This is a genomic window from Williamsia maris, assembly GCF_024171815.1.
Taxonomy (GTDB): domain Bacteria; phylum Actinomycetota; class Actinomycetes; order Mycobacteriales; family Mycobacteriaceae; genus Williamsia_A; species Williamsia_A maris.
Map to the genome: position 1 here is coordinate 196236 of NZ_JAMTCJ010000002.1, position 19545 is coordinate 215780.

Sequence of the window (19545 nt, forward strand, 5' to 3'; positions counted from 1 at the left end):
GGGGGGACGACGAGCGAGGGGTCGATCAGTTGGTGGGTAACGGAGTCCCGAGACCCGACCGGATCTGGTCGAAGGTGTGTTGGAGGGTGATGCGCAGCTCTGCGCGCGACGGCATGACATCGACGTGGCTCTCGAGTGCGACCCGCACTCCCACTGCGGCGCAACCGAGTACGAGACGCGTGTACCCGACACCGGCCGAGTCGATGGACCGCTTGCGGCACAGCTCCTCGAATCGGGCGACCACGGCGTCTCCGTCGACGTCGTCGCCGTTCTTCTTCATCGCGACGCTGGGCTCGGTGTCCATCAGGGTCATCAGGTGGACGAGTTCCCGCGGGTCCTCGGCGCGGTCGCACACGACCTCGATGAACGCGGCGGCGGTGGAGTCCCAGAAGCTCTCGTCGGTGGGACGTGCCTCCAGGGCCGAGAAGATCGCGCTGATGACCTCGGCGAGATAGAAGCGCAGCGCTTCTTCCTTGCCCGCGAAGTAGTTGTGGAAGGTGCGCGCGGAGACGCCGACCTCGGCCGCGACGGCCTCCACCGACACGGTGTCGAAACCGTCGCGCGCCGACAGACGCAGCATTGCGACGGCAAGAGCTTGGCGGGTGGCCGCCTTCTTCGTCTCGCGCAGTCCGGCTGAGGTCATGACGCAACCGTAGAAGAACTTGCGCACGTCTGCAATTTTTCAGTCGAGTGAAGTTATATGAGACGCGTCACTCGACGACCACGGTGTGGGCCCGCTCATGCGCGGGGTCTCGGATCCCCGTTCGATACGGTGGCAATCATGCATCTGAGGCGAACCGGAACCCTGCTCTGCGCCGCGGCCGCACTGACCGTCGGACTCGGCGCGTGTGGCGACAGCGACTCGTCCACCGCCTCCGGCGCGAGTTCGTCGTCGGTCGCCGACACCACGGACGCGCCGGTGTCGTCGGCACCGGGGGTGCCCTCGTCGTCTGCGCCTGCGCTCGACCCCGACGCCCCGACCACCACCGACCCCAACGCCGAGGCCGTTCCCGGCCCGCAGCTGCCGGCCGCGACCGCGGTGCCGCCGTCGAAGCAGGGGCCGAACATCGTGGGGACCCGCTGCGACACGGCCAACGGACCCGAGGGCGCTCTGCGCGTGGTCGTCTTCCCCGGCGGGTCTGCCGGGTGCGGGGCCGTCATGCCCGTCGCGAAGAAGTACGGACCGATGATCTCGACCGGGCGGAACCAGACCGTCGACGGCTGGAACTGTGGCCCGTCGCAGACCGCCGGCGTGCTCGCCAAGTGCACCCGCGGGTCGGACTCGTTCGGACTCATCCCCCAGTAGGGACTGATCGGTGGGGAGCTAACGGCCCGGTCGGCTCGGGGCCACCATCCCGGCGACGTCGTGGAGCGCCGACTCCAGCATTTCGACGTAACCGTCGTCGGCGCTTACCGCGTTCGGGGCGGTGAGCACACCCAGGGTGAGCGCCGAACCGATCCCGTAGAGACCGACGCCGATCCCCAGGGTTTCCGACAGGCAGGGGAACCCCGCCACCATCACCGCGGGCGAGCCCAGCAACTCCATGTCGCCGTCGCCGCAATTGACGCTGGTGAACACGAGATTCGCGGCCACCTCGCCGGAATCGGCCTGCTGACGCCGACGCAGGACTCTACGCAGGATCGGCCACGGCACGGTCTCCACGAGTCGGAACTGTTTCACGATGTCGGGGATCGCGAGCCTACGGCGTTCGGCGGTGATCGATGACCGCACCGTCTGGGCGCGGGCCGCGAGGTCGTCGGCCCCACCGCCCATCGACACCATCCCGGTCGCGAACCGGTTCGCGCCCCGCCAGTCGGCGTCGGGCCCGAACGCCACCGGCATCATGGCGGTCAGCGAGTCCGCGTTCTCCCCGCGGCCGCGCAACAGCTTCTCCGTGGCCAGCGACACCGCAGTCAACGCCAGCTGGGTGACGGTGTACTCCGACGACCCGGTGAAGTTCTCCGGCACCGGGATCACCGCGACCCGACGATCAGATTCCGCGCACCGGTTCACCGACAGCCGCGGGTGTGGGGTCGGTGCGACGACGTCGCCGCGTGCGACTAGTCCCGCGGCCCGTCGGCCGGCGCCGGTCACCGACACCAGCGCGGGGAGCAGGCGGATCAGTTTCGCGCCGGCCTGGCCGCAGGCGCGCAGCCAGAACGCGATCCCGTGCGGCGTGACCGTGGACGCGTCGGCCGCGACATCGACGTCGGCCGGCCGAGGCGAGCGACCGAACAACGCGCGCAGCAGAGCGGCGCCACCGAGTCCGTCGGTGAGCACGTGACTGAATCGGACCAGTACGACCGTGCAGGTCCCGGTCGCATAGGGAACGCCGCGCACCCGCTCGGCCACGTGCAGCTGCCACGGGGTGACGGTCGCGTCGACAGTCGACTCGAGCATCTCGGCGATGGCGCCGGTGCAGGACTCCCAGGTGGCGTCGGGCGCTCCGAGTCGGGTCACGCAGTCCTCGACCGACATCTCCTCGCGCACCCAGACGGGATAGTCGACGCCGGACGGGGATTCGACGAGTCGCTTGTTGAACGCCGGGATCGCGGCCGACCGGGTCTTGATGTGGGCGCACACCTCGTCCCACGACGGTGCGTGCTCGGGCACCGGGGCGTCGAAGGCGAACACGAAATACTGGTCGGTCGGCATCGCGTCAGTGGTTCCAAGCCAGAAAAGTGCGTCTTTAGGATCGACAAGACCGCGCATCGCTCAACCATACGAGTCGTTCGCATCGGTTGCGACGGACTCCGCGTTCTCCCCCGGAAACGACACATCCCCCACCTGCTCGGGAGCAGATGGGGGATTGTGGCGGTGGCGGGGGGATTCGAACCCCCGGTACGGGGTAACCGCACACAACATTTCGAGTGTTGCACCTTCGGCCGCTCGGACACGCCACCGCCGAAGACATTACCGCAGGGCCGGTTGACCCCTAAATCGTCTGGTCACAGACCTGCGGAGGAGTCATCAGTGTCCGGTGAGCTTGTCCTTGACGTCGTCGATCTTGCCCTTGACTGCATCGGCGGCGTCGGTCAGCTTCTGCTTGGTCTCGGCCGACGCCTGGTCGCCCTTGCCCTCGGCCTTGAGGTCGTCGTTGTCGGTGGCGCTGCCGGCTGCTTCCTTGCCGCGTCCCTTGAGCTCTTCGGCCTTGTTCTTCGCGTCGTCTGCGATACCCATTGGCGCAACTCCTTGAATTCGAAGGGCCCGACGATCGCCGGGCCGTTCTTCTCGAGTGCTCTTCGGCGGTCTTTTCCACCACGGCGCTCGGGGTGACGACTGCCACCCGCCATCAACCGTGCCACACGGTGTGCGGACTCGGCCACCATGTGATCACCGTGATCGGTCGGGCGGTCCGCTCAGGCTCGGTCGGTACGGCGTTCGACGAAGAACGCCCGCACCATCTCGGCGCACTGCTCCTCCAGGACCCCACCGATCACCTCGGGCCGATGGGTCAGCCGCCGATCCCGGACGACGTCCCAGAGGGATCCGACGGCTCCGGTCTTGGGTTCCCAGGCGCCGAAGACCAGACGGCCGATCCGGGACATGGTGATCGCGCCGGCGCACATCACGCACGGCTCGAGGGTGACGACGAGCGTGCAGTCCTCCAGACGCCAACCGTCCCCGTGGCGGGCGGCCGCCGCGCGCAGCGCGAGGACCTCGGCGTGCGCGGTGGGGTCGCCGTCACGCTCGCGGGTGTTGCCGCTGCGCGCGAGTTCGACACCGTGCGGATCGAGGACGACGGCACCGACCGGGACGTCCTGCGGGCCGGACAGTTTCGCGGCCTCGAGGGCCAGGAGCATCAGGTCGGGATCGGTGTGCGCCATCGGTGACCGGTTCGGTCGGTCAGTGCCCGAGGGTGTCCAGCACGCGCGACAGTTCGTCGGCGAAACCCAGACGGGCGGCGATCATGCCGATCTGTTCGTCGGCGTAGAGGTCGGTGTCACCGACGATCACGCTCATCACCGGTTCGGGCAACCCGAGATCGGCCAGCAGACCGAGGTCGCCCTCCTCCCACGGCTCGACGTCGTCGAGGTCGTCGGAATCGATGTCGGGGACGTCGATGTGCATGGCGTCGAGGACGTCGGCGGCGATGTCGTAGTCGATGCTCGCGGTCGCATCCGACAGCAGCAGACGCGATCCCGACGGGGCTGGACGGATGACCACGAAGAACTCGTCATCGATGTCGAGGAGACCGAACACCGCTCCGGCGCTGCGCATCTCCCTCAGCAGGTTCTCGGCGTCCTCTAGGCTCGACAGGGACTTGTTGTCCATCGCCGTGACGGTCCACTTGCCCTCTTCGCGGACCACAGCAACGGCAAAACCATCCAGCTCGTCCGAACTCGCAGCAGCCATGTCCGTACCGTAGTCGCACCGCTGGAGTTATCCCAAGTCATCAGCGCCTCATCCGGAATCGAAAAGGGCCTGTGAGCTGGGGCTGCGCGAGCCGCCGCGTTCGGGCGGCGGCGTCGATGTGCCACTGTAGGAGCCATGTCTGCCAACGACAGCATCTGCGTACTCGGACTCGGTCTGATCGGGGGGTCGCTGCTGCGCGCGGCCACCGCGGCCGGACGTGTCGGTTTCGGCTACAACCGGTCGCTTGCGACCGTCGACGAGGCACGCGCCGCCGGGTTCGACGCCGACGGCGATCTCGACGCGGTCCTCGCCCGCGCGGCGGCACAGGACGCGCTGATCGTGATCGCGACACCGGTCACCGCACTCGACCCGATCCTCGACGCGATCGTCCGCTGCGCGCCGAACTGCGCACTGACCGATGTCATCAGCGTCAAAGCCGTTGTGGCACAGGCGGTGGCTGCGCACGGTCTGTCTACTCGCTACGTCGGTGGACATCCGATGGCCGGGACCGCCGAGTCGGGCTGGGCGGCGACCGATCCGGCACTGTTCACCGGGGCGACCTGGGTGGTCGGCACCGACGACGGCGTGGACCCGCATGTGTGGCAGTCGGTCTCGGCTCTGGCCGGCGACGTCGGCGCGGTCGTGGTGCCGGTCGCGACCGACGACCACGACCGGGCGGTTGCCGCCATCTCGCATCTGCCGCACCTCACGGCGGCGGTGACCGCGGCCGTCGGCGGAGGCGAAGGTGCGCTCGCGCTACGACTGGCCGCGGGGAGTTTCCGCGACGGCACCCGGGTCGCGGGGACCGCGGTTCCGTTGCAGCGGGCGATGCTCGAGGCGAATGCGCCGGCGTTGTTGATCACGCTCAGCGAGACCATCGATCGGCTCACCCGCGCGCGGGACGACCTGCGCAATCACGGGTCGGTGCAGGTCGTCGCCGACAACGGACATCGGGCACGGCTGCGCTACGAGGAGATGGCGGGCGACGAACCCGACCCGATCGTCGAGGTCGAGATCGGCGCTCCGGGATGGACCGGCGATCTACGACATCAGGCGCATCTCGGCCGGGTGTGGCGCGGCGTTCAGACGCGGTCGGCGAGCCCCGAGTAGTCCTGCACGAATCCGGTCGAGTCGACGGTGATGGTGGCGCCGTTCGAGACCGGCGACACGACGGTGATGGCGTCCGCGGTGGCGGTGTAGTGCACCGTCGCGGCGGTGACGGTCGCCTCGGGGAGATAGAGGTAGACCACCGGCACCTCGACCTCGCCGGGTTCGCGGTGCAGGTTGTGCCTGCGGATGGGCAACGCGTTGAACAGCGGGCTCAGCGCCAGGTCGACGTCTTCGGCCCCGTCGAAATCGCCGCGCTCCATTCCCTGCGGCGTCTGCACCAACCAGGTGTTCTCGCCGTCGCGGGTGATCGAGATCTGCGTCTCGCCACTCGCCCGGATGAGGTGCACCGCGAGCCGGCGCGTGATGCCGGCGTCGTTGGTGAGCAGGTCGTAGGTGGCGCTGAACGCCTCGTGCTCGTCGGTCGCGGCGCCGATGATCTGGCCGTACACCTTGATCCGGTCGCCGGTGACCTGCACACGTGCCTGCTCGAGGCGCGTCTTGTTCGCCCCCCGCCACGTGAAGATGGACTTGAAGTCATCGGAGGAGCCGGCGGCGTCGCTCGCGGTCGGGGCTGACCGAGCCGAGCCGCCGGCGGGGACGGAACCGCCGGCTGGGGAAACCTGAGAAGAACTCACGCCCCTACGGTAGGCGACTGCCGGACATATCGACCAACCGTCCGCAGAACCCGTCGGATCAGCCGCGGACCAGCGTGGGTGCGGGCCGAAGACGCCCTGTTCCCGGCATCGACAGCCACACCAACCCGGCGAGCAGCGAATCCAGGACGAGGGCGAGAATCGTGACCAGCAGCGACCCCGCGATCATCGGCGGGTAGTCGTAGGTGGCGAGGCCGTCGAAGATCGGGCGACCGAGTCCACCGAGTCCGGCATACGCGGCGATCGCGGCGGTGGCGACGATCTGCAGGGTCGCATTGCGCAGGCCGCCGAGGATCAGTGGCAATGCGTTGGGCAGTTCCACCCGCAGCAACACCTGTAGTTCGCTGAGTCCCATCGCGCGCGACGCGTCGACCACGATCCGGTCGACGTTGGCGACGCCCGAGTAGGCGCCGGCCAGCATCGGTGGGATGCCCAGCAGGATCAGCGCGATCATCGTCGGGGTCAGGCCCAGGCCCATCCACAGGATGAACAGCAGCAGGAGTCCGAGTGTGGGCAGCGATCGCATCACGTTGACCAGCCCGACCACCACCACCTCGCCCTTGCCGGTGTGGCCCACCAGTAGGCCGAGCGGCACCGCGATGACGGCGGCGATGGCCACCGCGATCACGGTGTACTCCAGGTGCTGGCCGATCAGCAGCCCCAGTCCGTCGACGTCGGCGGTGCCCGACCAGTTCGAACCGGTCGTCAGGTAGGAGACGGTGTCGGAGAGGATTCCGCTCATGCCGTGGCCCCCTCGGCGGCCATGCCGGTGGTCTGCGGTGTCGTCGCCGGGACCGCGCGGCGGCGCAGTCGTCGAGTCGGACGCGATGCCCGCGACCACGGGGTCAGCACACGTCCGATCGCCACCAGGATCACGTCGATCACCAGGGCGAGGACGACCGTGGTGACGATACCCGCGATGATCTCCCCGGTGTAGTTGCGGCTGTATCCCTCGGTGAAGAGCTTGCCCAGTCCGCCGAACCCGATCACCGACCCGACCGACACCATCGAGATGTTCGTGACGGACACGACCCGGATCGATGCGATGAGTACTGGGATCGCCAGCGGTAGTTGCACTTTGACAACGCGTTCCCACGGTTTGTAGCCGACCGCCTCGGCGGCGTCGAGGGAGGCGGCCGGGACCGCATCGAGTGCCTCGGGGATGGACCGGACCAGCAGCGCGGTCGCGTACAACGCCAGCGCCACGATGACGTTGATGTCGGAGAGGATGCGGGTGTTGATCAGCGACGGCAGGACGATGAACAGCGCGATCGACGGGATGGTGAACACCACCGATCCGACGACGACCGCGATCCGGCGGGCCACCGACGACCGGTGCACCGCGAGACCGAGCGGGATCGCGATGACCAACGCGACGACGATCGGGATGAGCGAGAGCTTGAGGTGCTCGAGCAGCAGGCTCCAGACCTTGTCGAAGTGGGTGAACAGGTAGGTCATCGCGCCGACTTCCGTTCGCGCTCGATGACTCCGAGGACGTCGGCCGCGCGGACCCCGCCGGTGACCGTGCCGCCGGAATCCACGACCACGCCCAGACCCGACGGCGACGACAGCGCGGCGTCGAGCGCCTGACGCAGGGTGCCGCCCTCGACGAACAGCGACCCACCCGCCGAACAACTGTCGTAGATCCCGGCACCGCCGGCGTGCGCGCGGACCCCGTCGGCATCCACCCATCCGAACGGTCGCCCGTCGACGAGGACCAGGCGCCATTCGTCCGGGCCGAGATCGAGGGCGTCGATACCGGACTCGGTGATCGGCGTCAGCGGGTCGAGGACGATGTCGCTGCCGGAGCTGAACTGCAGCAGCCGGTATCCGCGGTCACGGCCGACGAAACCGGATACGAAATCGTCTGCGGGAGCAGCCAACAGGCGCTCGGGGGTGTCGAACTGGTGCAGTCGGCCACCGGATCCGAAGATCGCGATCCGGTCGGCGAGCTTGACCGCCTCGTCGATGTCGTGGGTGACGAACACGATGGTCTTGCGCAATTCGCCCTGCAGACGCAGCATCTCGTTCTGCAGGTCCTCGCGAACCACCGGGTCGACCGCACTGAACGGCTCGTCCATCAGCAGGATCGCCGGGTCGGCGGCCAGGGCTCGTGCGACCCCCACCCGCTGTTGCTGCCCGCCGGACAGCTGAGCCGGGAAACGGTTGGCCAGGCCGGGGTCGAGTCCCACGCGTTCCAGCAGCCCGATGGCGTCGTTGCGGGCCTGCTTGCGTGAGACACCCTGCAGCACCGGTACCGTCGCGACGTTGTCGACGATCCGCTGGTGCGGCATCAACCCGGCGTTCTGGATCACGTACCCGATGCCACGACGCAGCGTCACCGGGTTCACCGTGGACACGTCGTTCCCGCCGACACTGACCGTGCCGCTGGTGGGCTCGATCATCCGGTTGATCATTCGCATCGACGTCGTCTTGCCGCAGCCCGACGGTCCGACGAACGCGGTGAACGACCCCTCTTCGATCGTGAGATCGAGGGTGTCGACGGCGGTGGTGCCGTCCGGGTAGGTCTTCGTCACCGAATCGAACGTGATCATGGACATCCTTGTCTTCTCCGACGGCGCTGGGCCGACGTCAGGCGAACGACCTGTCGAGGTTCTCTTTGGCAACCCACTCCGAGGCGGCCTGCTCCACCTCGAGTTTGCGGGGACCGGACACCGCGTAGTTGAGATCGCGCAGCTCCTCCACCGTCATCTTCGACGACACGGCGTCGATCACCTTCGACACCTTCGGCGTCGCCTTTGATTTCGCGATGAGCGGCACGATGTTGTTGGCCGGGAAGTTGTTCTTCGGGTCCTCGAGGACCACCAGGTTCTCGGTCGCAATGGCCGGGGTCGTGGTGTAGATGTCGGCCGCGGTCACCCGTCCGCTGGTCAACTCGTTGATCGTGGCCTGCCCGCCGCTGTCGTTGTTGGGTTTGAAATCGACTCGCAGGCCATAGTTCTTCTCGAGCCCGGGAACACCGACCGAGCGCGTCGCGAACTCGCTGTTCGCCATGAAGCTCACGGTCTGCCTCTTCGAGAGTTCTGCCAGGTCGGCGATCGACTTCAGCCCGTACCGCTTCGCGGTCTCCGACGTCACGGTCACGCTGTCGGCGTCCGACCCGGGTGCGGGGGTCAGTACCGCCAGATCGTCGCCGAGCACCTCGGGGAAGGCTTTCGTGATCTCGGGAAGGCTCGTGACGGAGGAGAGTTGTTCGGCGCGTTGCGCACTGATCGTCGGGGTGTTCGCGGCCAGGTATTGCAGCAGGTTGCCTGCGAAGTCGGGGACGAGGTCGATGTCGCCGGCACGCAGCGCGGGGATGTAGCGCTCGCGGGTCCCGGAGTTGAGCTGATCGGTCACCACGAAGCCGTTGGCCTCGAGTGCATCGATGTAGATCTGGCCGATGATCTGCGCTTCGAGCACCCCGCCGGAGCCCACACTGATGTGGTTCGGATCGGTGTCGCGGGATCCGGCACGGTTGAGAGGATCGAAGCACGCGGTGGCCAGTGCCGCCACGAGGACCAGCACCACCACCATGACCGCGTGCCGGAGGTGCGATCGGTTCAGAGATGTCCCCACCCCACCATGAAACACGACTGCACCTGCCCGCGCGCGGGGATCGGGCGTCATTGTCGTCGGGCGGTCACGATCACGTAGGGCGACTCGAACGCGACCCGGCCGTCACTGCCGACGTGCCGCGTCAACGCCACCTCGAACGCCGACATCAACCGGTCGTGCTGCATCTCGTTGATCTGGTGCAGCACGTTGACGTGCATCGGGGACTCATCGGAGATGAACGTCAGCGCCGACTCGAGGGACTCGAATTCCCATGTGTGGGTGCGGGTGACGACGTCGACGTCCTGGAAGTCGTCGGCGAGGCGGGCGTGGATCGTGTCGTGTTCGCCCCACTGGTCCGGCGACGGCCCGGTCTGCGCGGGTCGGCCGAGGACCGACACGATCGGGTCGTAGAACGGGTTGTGGGTGGCGCGCACCCACGCCGAGAAGCCGAGGACGCCGCCCGGCCGCAGCAGCCGGGCCAGTTCGGCGAGCTGTCGGTCGGGGTCGACGAAGATGATCCCCATGTTCGACACGACGCCGTCGAACGAGTCGGTGTCCAGGCCGGTGTCGGAGGCGTCCGCGGTGATCCATGCGATGTCGGCGCCGGCGTCGCGCGCCTTGCCCTCGGCGATGGAGACGAGCTCGCCCGTCAGATCGACACCGGTCACGTGCGCGCCGCGTTCGTGCGCGGCCAGCGCTGCACTTCCGGTGCCGCACGCGAGATCGACGACATCGGCACCCTCGAGTGGACTCACGTCGTCGGTGCGGGACACCACCTCGCCCGCTATCGCGGCGATACGTTCCGCAACCGCCTCGTACCGACCACGCGACCACTCCATCGGAGACGACATGCCGTCACACTATCGGGTGCCCGTACGGCGGCGTCGGCGGTCAGGCCCGACCGAACCAGGCCCGCCAACGGCGGGCGCCGGGGATGTCGGCGCGCTCGATCTGCTCGATCGACGTCGTGGTGAGTCCTCCGGCCGCGAAGGAATCGACCTCCGCACGGGTCAGCGGCCAGGGCGGGCCGTCGATCTCGACTCCGTCGGCGCGCACGCCGGAGATGACGAGGAGCCGGCCGCCCGGTGCGACGGTGGCAGCGACCGCTGCGATCGCGTCGTCGCGGACCGAGGGCGGCATCGACTGCACTGTGATGGACTCGACGACGAGGTCGAAGGCATTGTGCCACCGGCTCGGCAGATCCAGCAGATCAGCGACCACGTAGTCGACTGCGGATTCCGGGAACCGGGCGCGAGCGCCGTCGACACCGGTGGGCGACACGTCGAACGCGGTCGTCCGGTAACCCAGCGACGCAATGTGTTCGGCGTCGCGGCCGAGTCCGCTCCCGACCACCAGCGCCGATCGTCCGGCCGCCGCGCCCGCGTCGGCGAGCGCGTCGACGATCATCGGGTTGGCCTCCGGCGCGTCCCAGGGCACCACGGCGTGACCGCCCGCGGCCTCGAGGTAGAGATCCTCGAACCACCCGGTCACGTCACCGCGGGCGAGGGATCGGGCCGCGAGGCGGCTGGCATCGGCGTCGTGGGGTCGGCTCACCCGGCGATGGTATCGGTCGTCTCGGCGACCGGGGCCTCCTCCACGCGGGGCTCGATGGGGATGCGGACCTGAAAGACCGTCTGTCCCGGTTGCGAATCCACCCGCAGACTCCCGCGGTGCTTCTTCACGACGATCCGCCACGAGATGTCGAGACCGAGCCCGGTCCCCTGCCCCACCGGCTTGGTGGTGAAGAAGGGCTCGAAGATGCGGGTGCGGATGTCCTCGGGGATCCCCGGCCCGGTGTCGCCCACCTCGATGAGTGCCTGTTCGCCGTCGCGGCGGGTGCGAATCGTCAGTGTCCCGACACCCTCCATCGACGCGACGGCATTGTCGATGAGGTTGGTCCAGACCTGGTTCAGCTCGGCGGCGTACATCGGGATGGCGGGCAGCGACTGGTCGTATTCCTTGACGACCGTGATGGATCCACCGATCTTGCGACCGAGCATCACCAACGTGCTGTCCAGCAGCTCCCGCAGGTCGGCTCGCTGATACGGCGCGCGATCCATCTGGGAGTACTGCTTGGCCGCGTCGACCAGGGTGGACACCCGCGTGGTGGAGTCGGCGATCTCGTTCATCAGCAGCTCGGTCTCGATGGTGTAGTTCAACCACCGGATGGCGCTCTCGAGGATCTCGTCGTTGTCGACGCCTGCGCTCACCTTGTTCAGCCAGCCGACGTCGATTCCCGCCTGCACGAACGACGGCGCAAGATCCCATCCGCCGCTGATCTGCCGCTCGTCGAACCACTCGCCGAGCTCGTCCTCGCGGTCGGCCGCCTCCATCGGGGTGAGGGTGGGCGCTTTCGCGACCAGCTCGGCCGCCTCCTCCTGCAGACGGATCAGGGTGGCGATGGTGTCGTGGTCGTAGACACCCGACGCGATGACCCCCAGCTTGCGTCGCATGTGCGACACCCGGTCCCGCAGCGACGACGTGGCCCGGACCGCCGCGGCGGCCGGGTTGTTCAGCTCGTGGGTGAGTCCAGCCGACAGGGAGCCGAGCGCGAGCAGGCGCTCACGCTGGTCGACGATCTGTCGCGAGTTCTGGTTGCCGAAGAACAGCCCCTCGAGCAGGTGCACCGCCATCGGGAACCAGTCGCGGACGAGGGTTCCGAAGACGTCGGCGTCGAGGACGAAGAACCGCGACGGGACCAGCACCCGCGCGGATGCGGGGTAGGTCTGCGAGGCGCGGTCACCCAGATAGGCCTGCCAGGCACCGGAGTACACGCCGCTCTGCGTCGTGCGGCTGATCTCGATGTCCTCGCCGCCGGACAGCTTGCTCATGATCATCTCGCCCTCGATGAGGACGTAGAAGCACGTCGCCGGTTCTCCCTCGGCGTAGACCGGCCCCGGTTCGATCCACTCGACGTGACCGTTCTCGCAGAGCGTCTGGAGCTGGTCGTCACGGAGTTTCTCGAACAGGAAGAGCGTCCTGAGTTCGTCCGGGCTGCACGTCGTTCGTGTCATGATCGTCTGATTTCTGTTGTCCCAGTGCGGGTATCGTTCACAGCTGTCCCAGGTAGCGATGTACGAGCATCACGGCCATCGCTCCCTCACCGACCGCGGACGCGACGCGTTTGGCCGACTGCGAGCGGACGTCGCCCGCGGCGTACACCCCCGGAACGCTGGTCTCGAGGTGGTGCGGCGCGCGGTCCAACGGCCAGGTGGCGTGCGCCTTCTCGTCCTCGACGAGATCGGGGCCGGACAGGATGAACCCGTGATCGTCGCGGGCGACGAGACCATCGAGCCAGTCGGTGCGGGGTGCGGCGCCGATGAACAGGAACAGGAATCCCGCGTCGACCGTCTCGACCTCACCGGTGGCGTTGTTGCGCAACCGGATCGACTCGAGATGGTCGGATCCGGCGACCCCGACGACCTCGCTGCAGGTCCGGACGTGCACGCCGGGGGTCTGGTCGATCTGCGCGATCAGATAGTGCGACATCGACGCGGTCAGCGACGGTGCGCGCACCACGATGGTCACCGACTTCGCGCCACGCGCCAGGTACAGCGCGGCCTGGCCCGCCGAGTTCGCACCGCCGACGATGTAGACGTCCTGGTCGGCGCATCGGGCCGCTTCGGTCACCGCCGAGCCGTAATACACACCCCGACCGGTCAATTCGTCGAGCCCCTCGGCGGCGAGGCTGCGGTAGGCGACACCCGTCGCCAGGATCACCGTGTGCGCATGGATCCGGGTGTCGTCGGCGAAGCGCACGCTGCGCGCGGATCCGTTGCACTCCAGAGCGATGACGTCGCGGGTGGTGATCAGCTCGGCGCCGAACCGGGTGGCCTGGCGGCGGGCTCGGTCGGCCAGCTGAGATCCACTCACGCCGTCGGGGAATCCGAGGTAGTTCTCGATGCGGGAGCTCTGCCCGGCCTGACCGCCGGCGGCGGTGCGTTCGACGAGCACGGTCCGAAGTCCTTCGGACGCACCGTAGAGCGCGGCGCCGAGGCCGGCCGGGCCACCACCCACGACCACCAGGTCGTAGAAATCGCCGGACGGATCGGTGCGCAACCCCAGGTGCTGGGCGAGTTCGGTGTCGGTCGGCTCGACCAGGACGGTCCCGTCGGCACAGATCACCACGGGAAGCGAGCGGTCGTCGATGTCGGCGGCGGCCAGCAGGCGACGTCCCTCCGACTCGTCGGACATGTACCAGGTGTAGGCCAACTGGTTGCGCGCGAGGAACTCTCGCACCGCCGACGACCGCGGCGACCATCGGTGTCCGACAACCCGCGTCTCGTCGACCGGGCGGCGATCGGACGCGGCCCATGCCTCGAGCAGCGAGTCCACCACCGGGTAGAGCTTCTCCTCCGGTGGATCCCACGGCTTGAGCAGGTAGTGGTCGAGATCGACGAGGTTGATGGCGTCGATGGCGGCACCGGTGTCGGCGTAGGCGGTCAGCAGGACGCGCCGCGCCATCGGGTAGAGGTCCATCGCCTGCTCGAGGAACTCGATGCCACTCATGCCGGGCATGCGGTAGTCGGCGAGGATCAGCGCGACCGCGCCACCGCGCAGCTTGAGCTCGCGCAGCGCCTCGAGGGCCGCGTCGCCGGACTCGGCTCGGACGATGCGATAGCGCTCGCCGTAGCGACGTCGCAGATCGCGGGCAACCGCCCGTGACACCGACGGATCGTCGTCGACGGTCAGCAGTGCGGGCTTGCCGGGAACGGGTTGGGACACGAAGAGCCTCTCATCGCGCAGGTGAACCTGGTCCAGTATGGACTCGCCGCACCGCACGCGCGCGCCGATTCTGGCCCGTCACCTGCGACTTCGCGCAGGGCGAACAGTGTCCGGACGCACACGTCGCACATCCCCGACCCGTGCCACGATGGACTGATGACCGTCGCGCCCGACCCCGCAGCCCGGCCGGACGCCGCTCCCGACGCCCTCGCCGGTTATCCCGTCACCCCGGAGACGTTGCCGCGTCCGGTCGTCTTCGACCAGACGTGGGGCGACCTGACCTTCGTCCACTGGCCGGTGGACCCCGAGTCGGTGGCACACCTGTTCCCGGAGGGGACCCGACCGGACGTCTTCGCCGACGGCATGACCTACGTGGCGCTGGTGCCGTTCGCGATGAGTGGCATCGGGCTGGGACCGTCGCGGCCGGTTCCGTACCTGGGGACGTTCCTCGAGACGAACATCCGCCTCTACTCGGTCGACGACGCGGGCAGGCACGGCGTGCTGTTCCGGTCGCTGGAGACCGAACGACTGGCCGTGGTCCCGATGACCCGTATCGGACTCGGCATCCCCTACACCTGGGCGAAGATGCGGTTGACCCGCGACAGCGACCTCATCACCTATGACAGCGTCCGACGCTGGCCCAACCGCGGCCTGCGCAGCCGGGTGACGGTGCGCATCGGCGACCCGGTCGACCCGACCCCCTTGGAGGTCTGGTTGACGGCGCGCTGGGGTGCGCACACCCGCAAGGCCGGCCGGACGTGGTGGGTGCCCAACGAACACGACCCGTGGCCGCTGCACGCCGCCGAGGTGGTCGAACTGCGCGACGACCTGCTCGAGGCGAGCGGTGTCGAACCGGCCGGGGAGCGTCTACGCGCCCTGTTCTCGCCGGGCGTCCGCACGCGTTTCGGGCGGCCGTCCGTACTCCGATGATGTGCGGTTTCGGCGATAAGGAGTCCAGGTCGGCGTCGCCGGAACTACACACTTCCGGGCTCGGCATGGCGGATGGCGATGTCGACGAGGTCGCGTGCGGGACCGCGCAGACCACGGTCGCGATCCCACACCGCACGTAGACGCCGCGGCATCGTGATGCCGTCGATCGGCACCGCGACGAGCGTGCCACGACGCAGGTCGTCGGCCACCGACATCGACGACAGGACCGCCGGGCTGTCGGAGCTGAGCATGGCCGCCCGCACCGCCGACACCGACGTGAGTTCGAGCATGGGTTCGGCCGGTTCGTAACCCGCAGCGGCGAGGGACTCGGTGAAGACCACCCGTGTCCCGGACCCGGGCTCGCGTTGCACCAGCGCCGTCCGGGCGAGTTCAGCCGCGGTGACGCTCGCCCGCTGCGCCCACGGATGCCCCTGCGGCACAACCAGGATGAGCTCATCGGTCGCGACCGCACGCTCCTGAAGGTTGGGGAGGTCGCCGGATCCCTCGACGAAACCGACGTCACACGAGCCGTCGACGACGCGGGTGATCACGTCGGCGCTGTTCATCGGGCGGACCCGGATCTTCACGTCGGGGCTCGCGCGACGCAGCGCCACCACCCATTCCGGGACGAGGTACTCGGCGATGGTCATCGACGCCGCGACGGTCAGCTCCGCGTTGCGATGTCCGAGAAGCGAATCGACGCCGACCGAGAGACGCTCGGCCCGTTCGAGCACCGCGCCCGCCCACTCGAGGATCAGGACACCCTCCGCGGTGGGCTCGACACCGGACGGGGATCGCCGGAACACCGCGATCCCGATCTCCCGTTCGGCGCTGTGGACACGAGCGCTCACCGCCTGCTGGCTCATGCCGAGCGCGCGTCCGGCGGCGCTCATGCTGCCGGCCACCGCGACCGCGACAAGGGCGTCGAGGGTGGCGAGTTCGGGGACGTGCGCGGGTACGGCCATCACCGCCGACGCTACAGCCGACACCGAGTGGGTACAACCGTTGTTTGTGTCTCCACAACATCGAGGCATCTACCAGCGGAATCCCGATCCGACGACAGTGAGGACATGACCACGACAGCGCCGCCCAGCTCGATGTCCATCGAGTCCGTCGACGGCACCCGGTGGGCCCGTCTCGCACACATCCAGCCCAACTGGTTCACCACCGTGATGGGCACCGGCATAGTCGCGACCGCCGCAGCAACCCTGCCGGCGCACGTGACGGGGCTGCACACCGTCGCGACGGTCGTCTGGATCCTTGCATCGGTCGCTCTGCTCCTGGTGAGCAGCGCGTTCGCGGCCCACTGGGTACTGCACCGGGACAACGCTCGCGGCTACCTGAACCACACCGTGGTCTCGCACTTCTACGGCGCGCCCGCGATGGCCGCCCTCACAGTCGGCGCAGGCACCCTCCTCTTCGGCAAGGACCTGATCGGTCTGGATGCCGCCGTCTGGATCGATGCGGCGCTCTGGACGATCGGAACCGTCATCGGCGTCGTGGCCGTCGGATTCGTGGCCGTTCGCCTGCTGACACGCGCCGATCGGGGCGGTGAGGCCCTTCCCGCACGGATGATGTCGGTGGTGGCACCCATGGTGTCCGCATCCACCGGCGCTCTGTTGGTGCCCCACATCGCCGGCGCCGACATGCGAACCGCCTTCCTGATGCTCTGCTACGCGATGTTCCTGCTGAGCTTCGTGTTCGGCACTGTCACAGCGTTCTTCGTCTACCGACGAATGATCCGCGTGGGCCTGCCCGCCCGCGCCGCGGTTCCCACCGTGTGGATCCCGCTCGGGATGATCGGCCAGTCGATCACCGCAGCAATCACTCTCGGTACCGCGAGCAGGGGTGAGTTCACCGGATCACACGCATCCGTTGCCACCGATCTGCACACCGCGGGCGTCGCCTACGGGATCTTCGTCGGCATGCTCGGGGTCGTCGCATTCATCGTGTCGGCCACCGTCACCGCTCGGGCGGCACACTCCGGTCTGCCGTTCTCGCTGACCTGGTGGAGCTTCACCTTCCCCGTCGGCACCTGCGTCACCGGTGCGACCGCGCTCGGCACCGCCACCGGGGTCGGCGAGATCCACACCACCGCCGTGGTGCTCTACGTCCTGCTGTTCACCGCCTGGGCGGTCGTCGCGGCCCGCACGGTGGGTGCAGTCCGAAGCGGCGTGCTTCCCGCCGCGGCCTGACGACGAGCCAGGTCAGGGAACGATGGAGTCGACGTATCCGCCGTCCACCCGCACCGCGGCACCGGTGGTGGCCGAGGCGAACGGCGAGCTCAGATAGACGACGAGGTTCGCGATCTCCTCCGGTTCGATCAGCCTCTGCAGCAACGACTGTGGTCGGTGCTTGCGCATGAACTCGCGCTGCGCCTCGTCCCACGGGAGATCCTTGTCGACCAGTTGATAGACGAAGTCCTCGACGCCACCGGTGTGCGTCGGGCCGGCGATCACCGAGTTCACCGTGACGCCGGTGCCCGCAGCTTCCTTCGCGTAGCCCCGCGACACCGCCAGCAGCGCGGTCTTCGACATCCCGTAGTGGATCATCTCCTCGGGGATGACCAGCGCCGAGTCACTGGCGATGTTGGCGATCCGACCGTCGCGCCGCTCCATCATCCCGGGGAGGTACAGACGGATGAGTCGGGCCGCGGACAGGACGTTGATCTCGAAGTAGCGGCGCCACTCGTCGTCGGTGATCTCCAGGGCCGGTGTGGCCCCGAAGATCCCGAGGTTGTTCACCAGGATGTCGACTCCGGGCAGCTGCTCGAACAACGCGTCGGCCGCGTCGGCGTCGCCGAGATCGGCGGGCGCCGCGATCAGTTCGGCGTCGGGGAGCTCGTCCCGCAGAGTGGCGATGGCCGAGTCGACCGAGTCGCCGCTGCGACCGTTGATCGCCACCCGCGCGCCGGCACGAGCGAGACCGGCGGCGATGGCCGCTCCGATGCCCTGTGTGGAGCCGGTGACCAGCGCGGTGCGCCCGGACAGATCGATGTGCATCGCGTTCTCCTGGGATCGACGACGCCGGGAGACATGCCGGCAGACCCACCCTAGGCGGGCAGTTCTCCGCTTACCCCTGCACCCGGCGGCCGGTTCGCCTACTTTGCGAAGCATGCGCCTTCGCCGGGTTGTCACGTCCTGCCTGGCCGCCGTCGTCGTGACCGGATCACTCGGTGCGTGCGGCGGCTCCGACACGAACAACGGCGCGGACTCCGCGACGGCATCGTCGGGCGCGGTGTTCGAGGGCACGTACGCGATGTTCCGGACCACCTCCTCGGTGAATCGGGAACCTCCGACCGGCGCGGACGCCAAGCCGGCGACCTCGACCTGGGTGGTGCAGTCGCGGTGTGACGACGGGACGTGTGTCGCGGTCGCGCGGTCGACAGCGCCGAACGCCTCCTCCGGCCTCGACCTCGACCGTATGGAGTTCGTATTCGGCAACGGTTCCTGGTCGCGGGTCGCGGTACCGCCGGAGCGCACGTGCGTCCTGCCCGGTACGACCGCACCGGTCGACGAGCCGTGGGTGGCCATGGACAGCACGACGGTGACGCCGCGCTCGGGGTCACCGTCCGGCGGCGCCCCCGCCACCCTGTCCGGTCCGACGAGCTCGATCCAGGGCGGTTCGTGTTCCCGCGTGAGCGAGGGCACCGTCACGCTCACCCGCAAGGGCGATCTGCCCGCGGGCACGCCGGACCTCGACGCCGTCTCGGTCCCCGACGCCGCGACCACAGCGGGAAACGGGTTCCGTGGGTCCTATCGACAGAGCACCACGGTCGTGTCGTGGGATCCGCCGTCGCTGATCTCGCGCCCCACGACGCAGACGACCGACATCTCGGCCACGTCCACCTGCACACGCGACGGCAAGCAGTGCGTCGTGGTGATGCTCGACAAACCGTCCACACCCGGCCAGACGGTCGTCGCGTACACCGACAACGGGTTCACCCAGACCGCCACGCTGCCGGAGCGGCAGTGTCCGGGCAGGCCCGATCGATACCGCCCCACCGTCACGTCTCGAACGACGGTCCCCGAGGATGCGTCATCGCCGATCGCGAGGATGGACAGCGAGTCCACACTCACCTGGTCGGGAGCGTGCGCCGGCACTGTCCGGTTTGCCTCGACACTCACCCGCACCGGCGATTGAGGCGCGGGACGCCTGACCCGGCCGGAATATTCGGCTTGCTCACGATGCTGTGGAGAAGCGACACCAGAT

21 protein-coding genes and 1 tRNA gene are annotated in these 19545 nt (G+C 68.5%); 5 read left to right on the forward strand and 17 right to left on the reverse strand.

Annotation, left to right across the window (positions count from 1 at the left end; translation table 11 throughout):
- Positions 1–25: 25 nt before the first annotated feature.
- Complete coding sequence (locus LX13_RS07815; protein ID WP_253660781.1) at positions 26–643, reverse strand: TetR/AcrR family transcriptional regulator; 618 nt, start codon at positions 641–643, stop codon at positions 26–28.
- 138 nt (positions 644–781) lie between these two features.
- On the opposite strand from LX13_RS07815, the gene LX13_RS07820 reads away from it, so the two are divergent.
- A complete protein-coding gene (locus LX13_RS07820; protein WP_253660782.1) occupies positions 782–1306 on the forward strand; it encodes a hypothetical protein in 525 nt (174 codons plus the stop codon).
- A gap of 18 nt (positions 1307–1324) precedes the next feature.
- On the opposite strand, the gene LX13_RS07825 is transcribed toward LX13_RS07820, so the two are convergent.
- The 5 genes from LX13_RS07825 to LX13_RS07845 form a co-directional block, all read right to left on the reverse strand.
- Positions 1325–2713 (reverse strand): wax ester/triacylglycerol synthase domain-containing protein, encoded by a 1389-nt coding sequence (locus LX13_RS07825; protein ID WP_301300767.1) that lies wholly within the window; start codon positions 2711–2713, stop codon positions 1325–1327.
- 100 nt (positions 2714–2813) lie between these two features.
- Positions 2814–2904: transfer RNA gene (locus LX13_RS07830), tRNA-Ser, on the reverse strand.
- Positions 2905–2971: 67 nt separating this feature from the next.
- Positions 2972–3181: a CsbD family protein gene (locus LX13_RS07835; RefSeq protein ID WP_188488202.1), complete on the reverse strand. Its 210-nt coding sequence runs from the start codon at positions 3179–3181 to the stop codon at positions 2972–2974.
- Between the two features lie 179 nt (positions 3182–3360).
- On the reverse strand, positions 3361–3828 hold the full coding sequence (locus tag LX13_RS07840; RefSeq protein ID WP_253660784.1) for a nucleoside deaminase: 468 nt from the start codon (positions 3826–3828) through the stop codon (positions 3361–3363).
- A 19-nt stretch (positions 3829–3847) separates the two neighbouring features.
- Positions 3848–4357, reverse strand: coding sequence for a tRNA adenosine deaminase-associated protein (locus tag LX13_RS07845; protein ID WP_253660785.1), 510 nt, complete (start codon positions 4355–4357; stop codon positions 3848–3850).
- Positions 4358–4492: 135 nt separating this feature from the next.
- On the opposite strand from LX13_RS07845, the gene LX13_RS07850 reads away from it, so the two are divergent.
- Positions 4493–5467 carry a prephenate dehydrogenase gene (locus tag LX13_RS07850; protein WP_253660786.1) on the forward strand — a complete coding sequence of 325 codons (975 nt, stop codon included), beginning with the start codon at positions 4493–4495 and terminating at the stop codon, positions 5465–5467.
- On the opposite strand, the gene LX13_RS07855 is transcribed toward LX13_RS07850, so the two are convergent.
- From LX13_RS07855 to LX13_RS07895, 9 genes are read right to left on the reverse strand one after another with little or no spacing between them, the layout of a single operon-like run.
- Positions 5440–6102 (reverse strand): putative glycolipid-binding domain-containing protein, encoded by a 663-nt coding sequence (locus tag LX13_RS07855; protein ID WP_253660787.1) that lies wholly within the window; start codon positions 6100–6102, stop codon positions 5440–5442. The genes LX13_RS07850 and LX13_RS07855 overlap by 28 nt on opposite strands.
- 58 nt (positions 6103–6160) lie before the next feature.
- Complete coding sequence (locus LX13_RS07860; RefSeq protein ID WP_253660788.1) at positions 6161–6862, reverse strand: ABC transporter permease; 702 nt, start codon at positions 6860–6862, stop codon at positions 6161–6163.
- Positions 6859–7578 (reverse strand): ABC transporter permease, encoded by a 720-nt coding sequence (locus LX13_RS07865; RefSeq protein WP_253660789.1) that lies wholly within the window; start codon positions 7576–7578, stop codon positions 6859–6861. Before LX13_RS07865 ends, LX13_RS07860 begins: the two co-directional genes overlap by 4 nt.
- On the reverse strand, positions 7575–8675 hold the full coding sequence (locus tag LX13_RS07870) for an ABC transporter ATP-binding protein (RefSeq protein ID WP_253660790.1): 1101 nt from the start codon (positions 8673–8675) through the stop codon (positions 7575–7577). Before LX13_RS07870 ends, LX13_RS07865 begins: the two co-directional genes overlap by 4 nt.
- A gap of 37 nt (positions 8676–8712) precedes the next feature.
- The gene (locus tag LX13_RS07875) at positions 8713–9699 is read right to left on the reverse strand and encodes an ABC transporter substrate-binding protein (protein WP_253660791.1); all 987 of its coding nucleotides are present in this window, start codon (positions 9697–9699) and stop codon (positions 8713–8715) included.
- Positions 9700–9746: 47 nt separating this feature from the next.
- A complete protein-coding gene (locus LX13_RS07880) occupies positions 9747–10529 on the reverse strand; it encodes a class I SAM-dependent methyltransferase (RefSeq protein ID WP_253660792.1) in 783 nt (260 codons plus the stop codon).
- Between the two features lie 40 nt (positions 10530–10569).
- Positions 10570–11232, reverse strand: a complete 663-nt coding sequence (locus LX13_RS07885; RefSeq protein WP_253660793.1) for a class I SAM-dependent methyltransferase — start codon at positions 11230–11232, stop codon at positions 10570–10572.
- The gene (locus LX13_RS07890) at positions 11229–12692 is read right to left on the reverse strand and encodes an ATP-binding protein (RefSeq protein ID WP_253660794.1); all 1464 of its coding nucleotides are present in this window, start codon (positions 12690–12692) and stop codon (positions 11229–11231) included. The genes LX13_RS07885 and LX13_RS07890 overlap by 4 nt, the downstream gene beginning before the upstream one ends.
- 37 nt (positions 12693–12729) lie before the next feature.
- Positions 12730–14403, reverse strand: a complete 1674-nt coding sequence (locus LX13_RS07895; RefSeq protein WP_253660795.1) for an FAD-dependent oxidoreductase — start codon at positions 14401–14403, stop codon at positions 12730–12732.
- A gap of 156 nt (positions 14404–14559) precedes the next feature.
- On the opposite strand from LX13_RS07895, the gene LX13_RS07900 reads away from it, so the two are divergent.
- Positions 14560–15333 (forward strand): YqjF family protein, encoded by a 774-nt coding sequence (locus LX13_RS07900; RefSeq protein ID WP_253660796.1) that lies wholly within the window; start codon positions 14560–14562, stop codon positions 15331–15333.
- Between the two features lie 44 nt (positions 15334–15377).
- On the opposite strand, the gene LX13_RS07905 is transcribed toward LX13_RS07900, so the two are convergent.
- Positions 15378–16298, reverse strand: coding sequence for a LysR family transcriptional regulator (locus tag LX13_RS07905; RefSeq protein ID WP_253660797.1), 921 nt, complete (start codon positions 16296–16298; stop codon positions 15378–15380).
- 105 nt (positions 16299–16403) lie between these two features.
- Between LX13_RS07905 and LX13_RS07910 the strand changes: the two genes are divergently transcribed.
- On the forward strand, positions 16404–17528 hold the full coding sequence (locus tag LX13_RS07910) for a TDT family transporter (protein WP_253660798.1): 1125 nt from the start codon (positions 16404–16406) through the stop codon (positions 17526–17528).
- Positions 17529–17540: 12 nt separating this feature from the next.
- On the opposite strand, the gene LX13_RS07915 is transcribed toward LX13_RS07910, so the two are convergent.
- The gene (locus tag LX13_RS07915) at positions 17541–18449 is read right to left on the reverse strand and encodes an SDR family NAD(P)-dependent oxidoreductase (RefSeq protein ID WP_372499859.1); all 909 of its coding nucleotides are present in this window, start codon (positions 18447–18449) and stop codon (positions 17541–17543) included.
- Between LX13_RS07915 and LX13_RS07920 the strand changes: the two genes are divergently transcribed.
- On the forward strand, positions 18448–19476 hold the full coding sequence (locus LX13_RS07920) for a hypothetical protein (protein ID WP_253660800.1): 1029 nt from the start codon (positions 18448–18450) through the stop codon (positions 19474–19476). The two genes, LX13_RS07915 and LX13_RS07920, sit on opposite strands and share 2 nt — an antisense overlap.
- Positions 19477–19545: the final 69 nt, after the last annotated feature.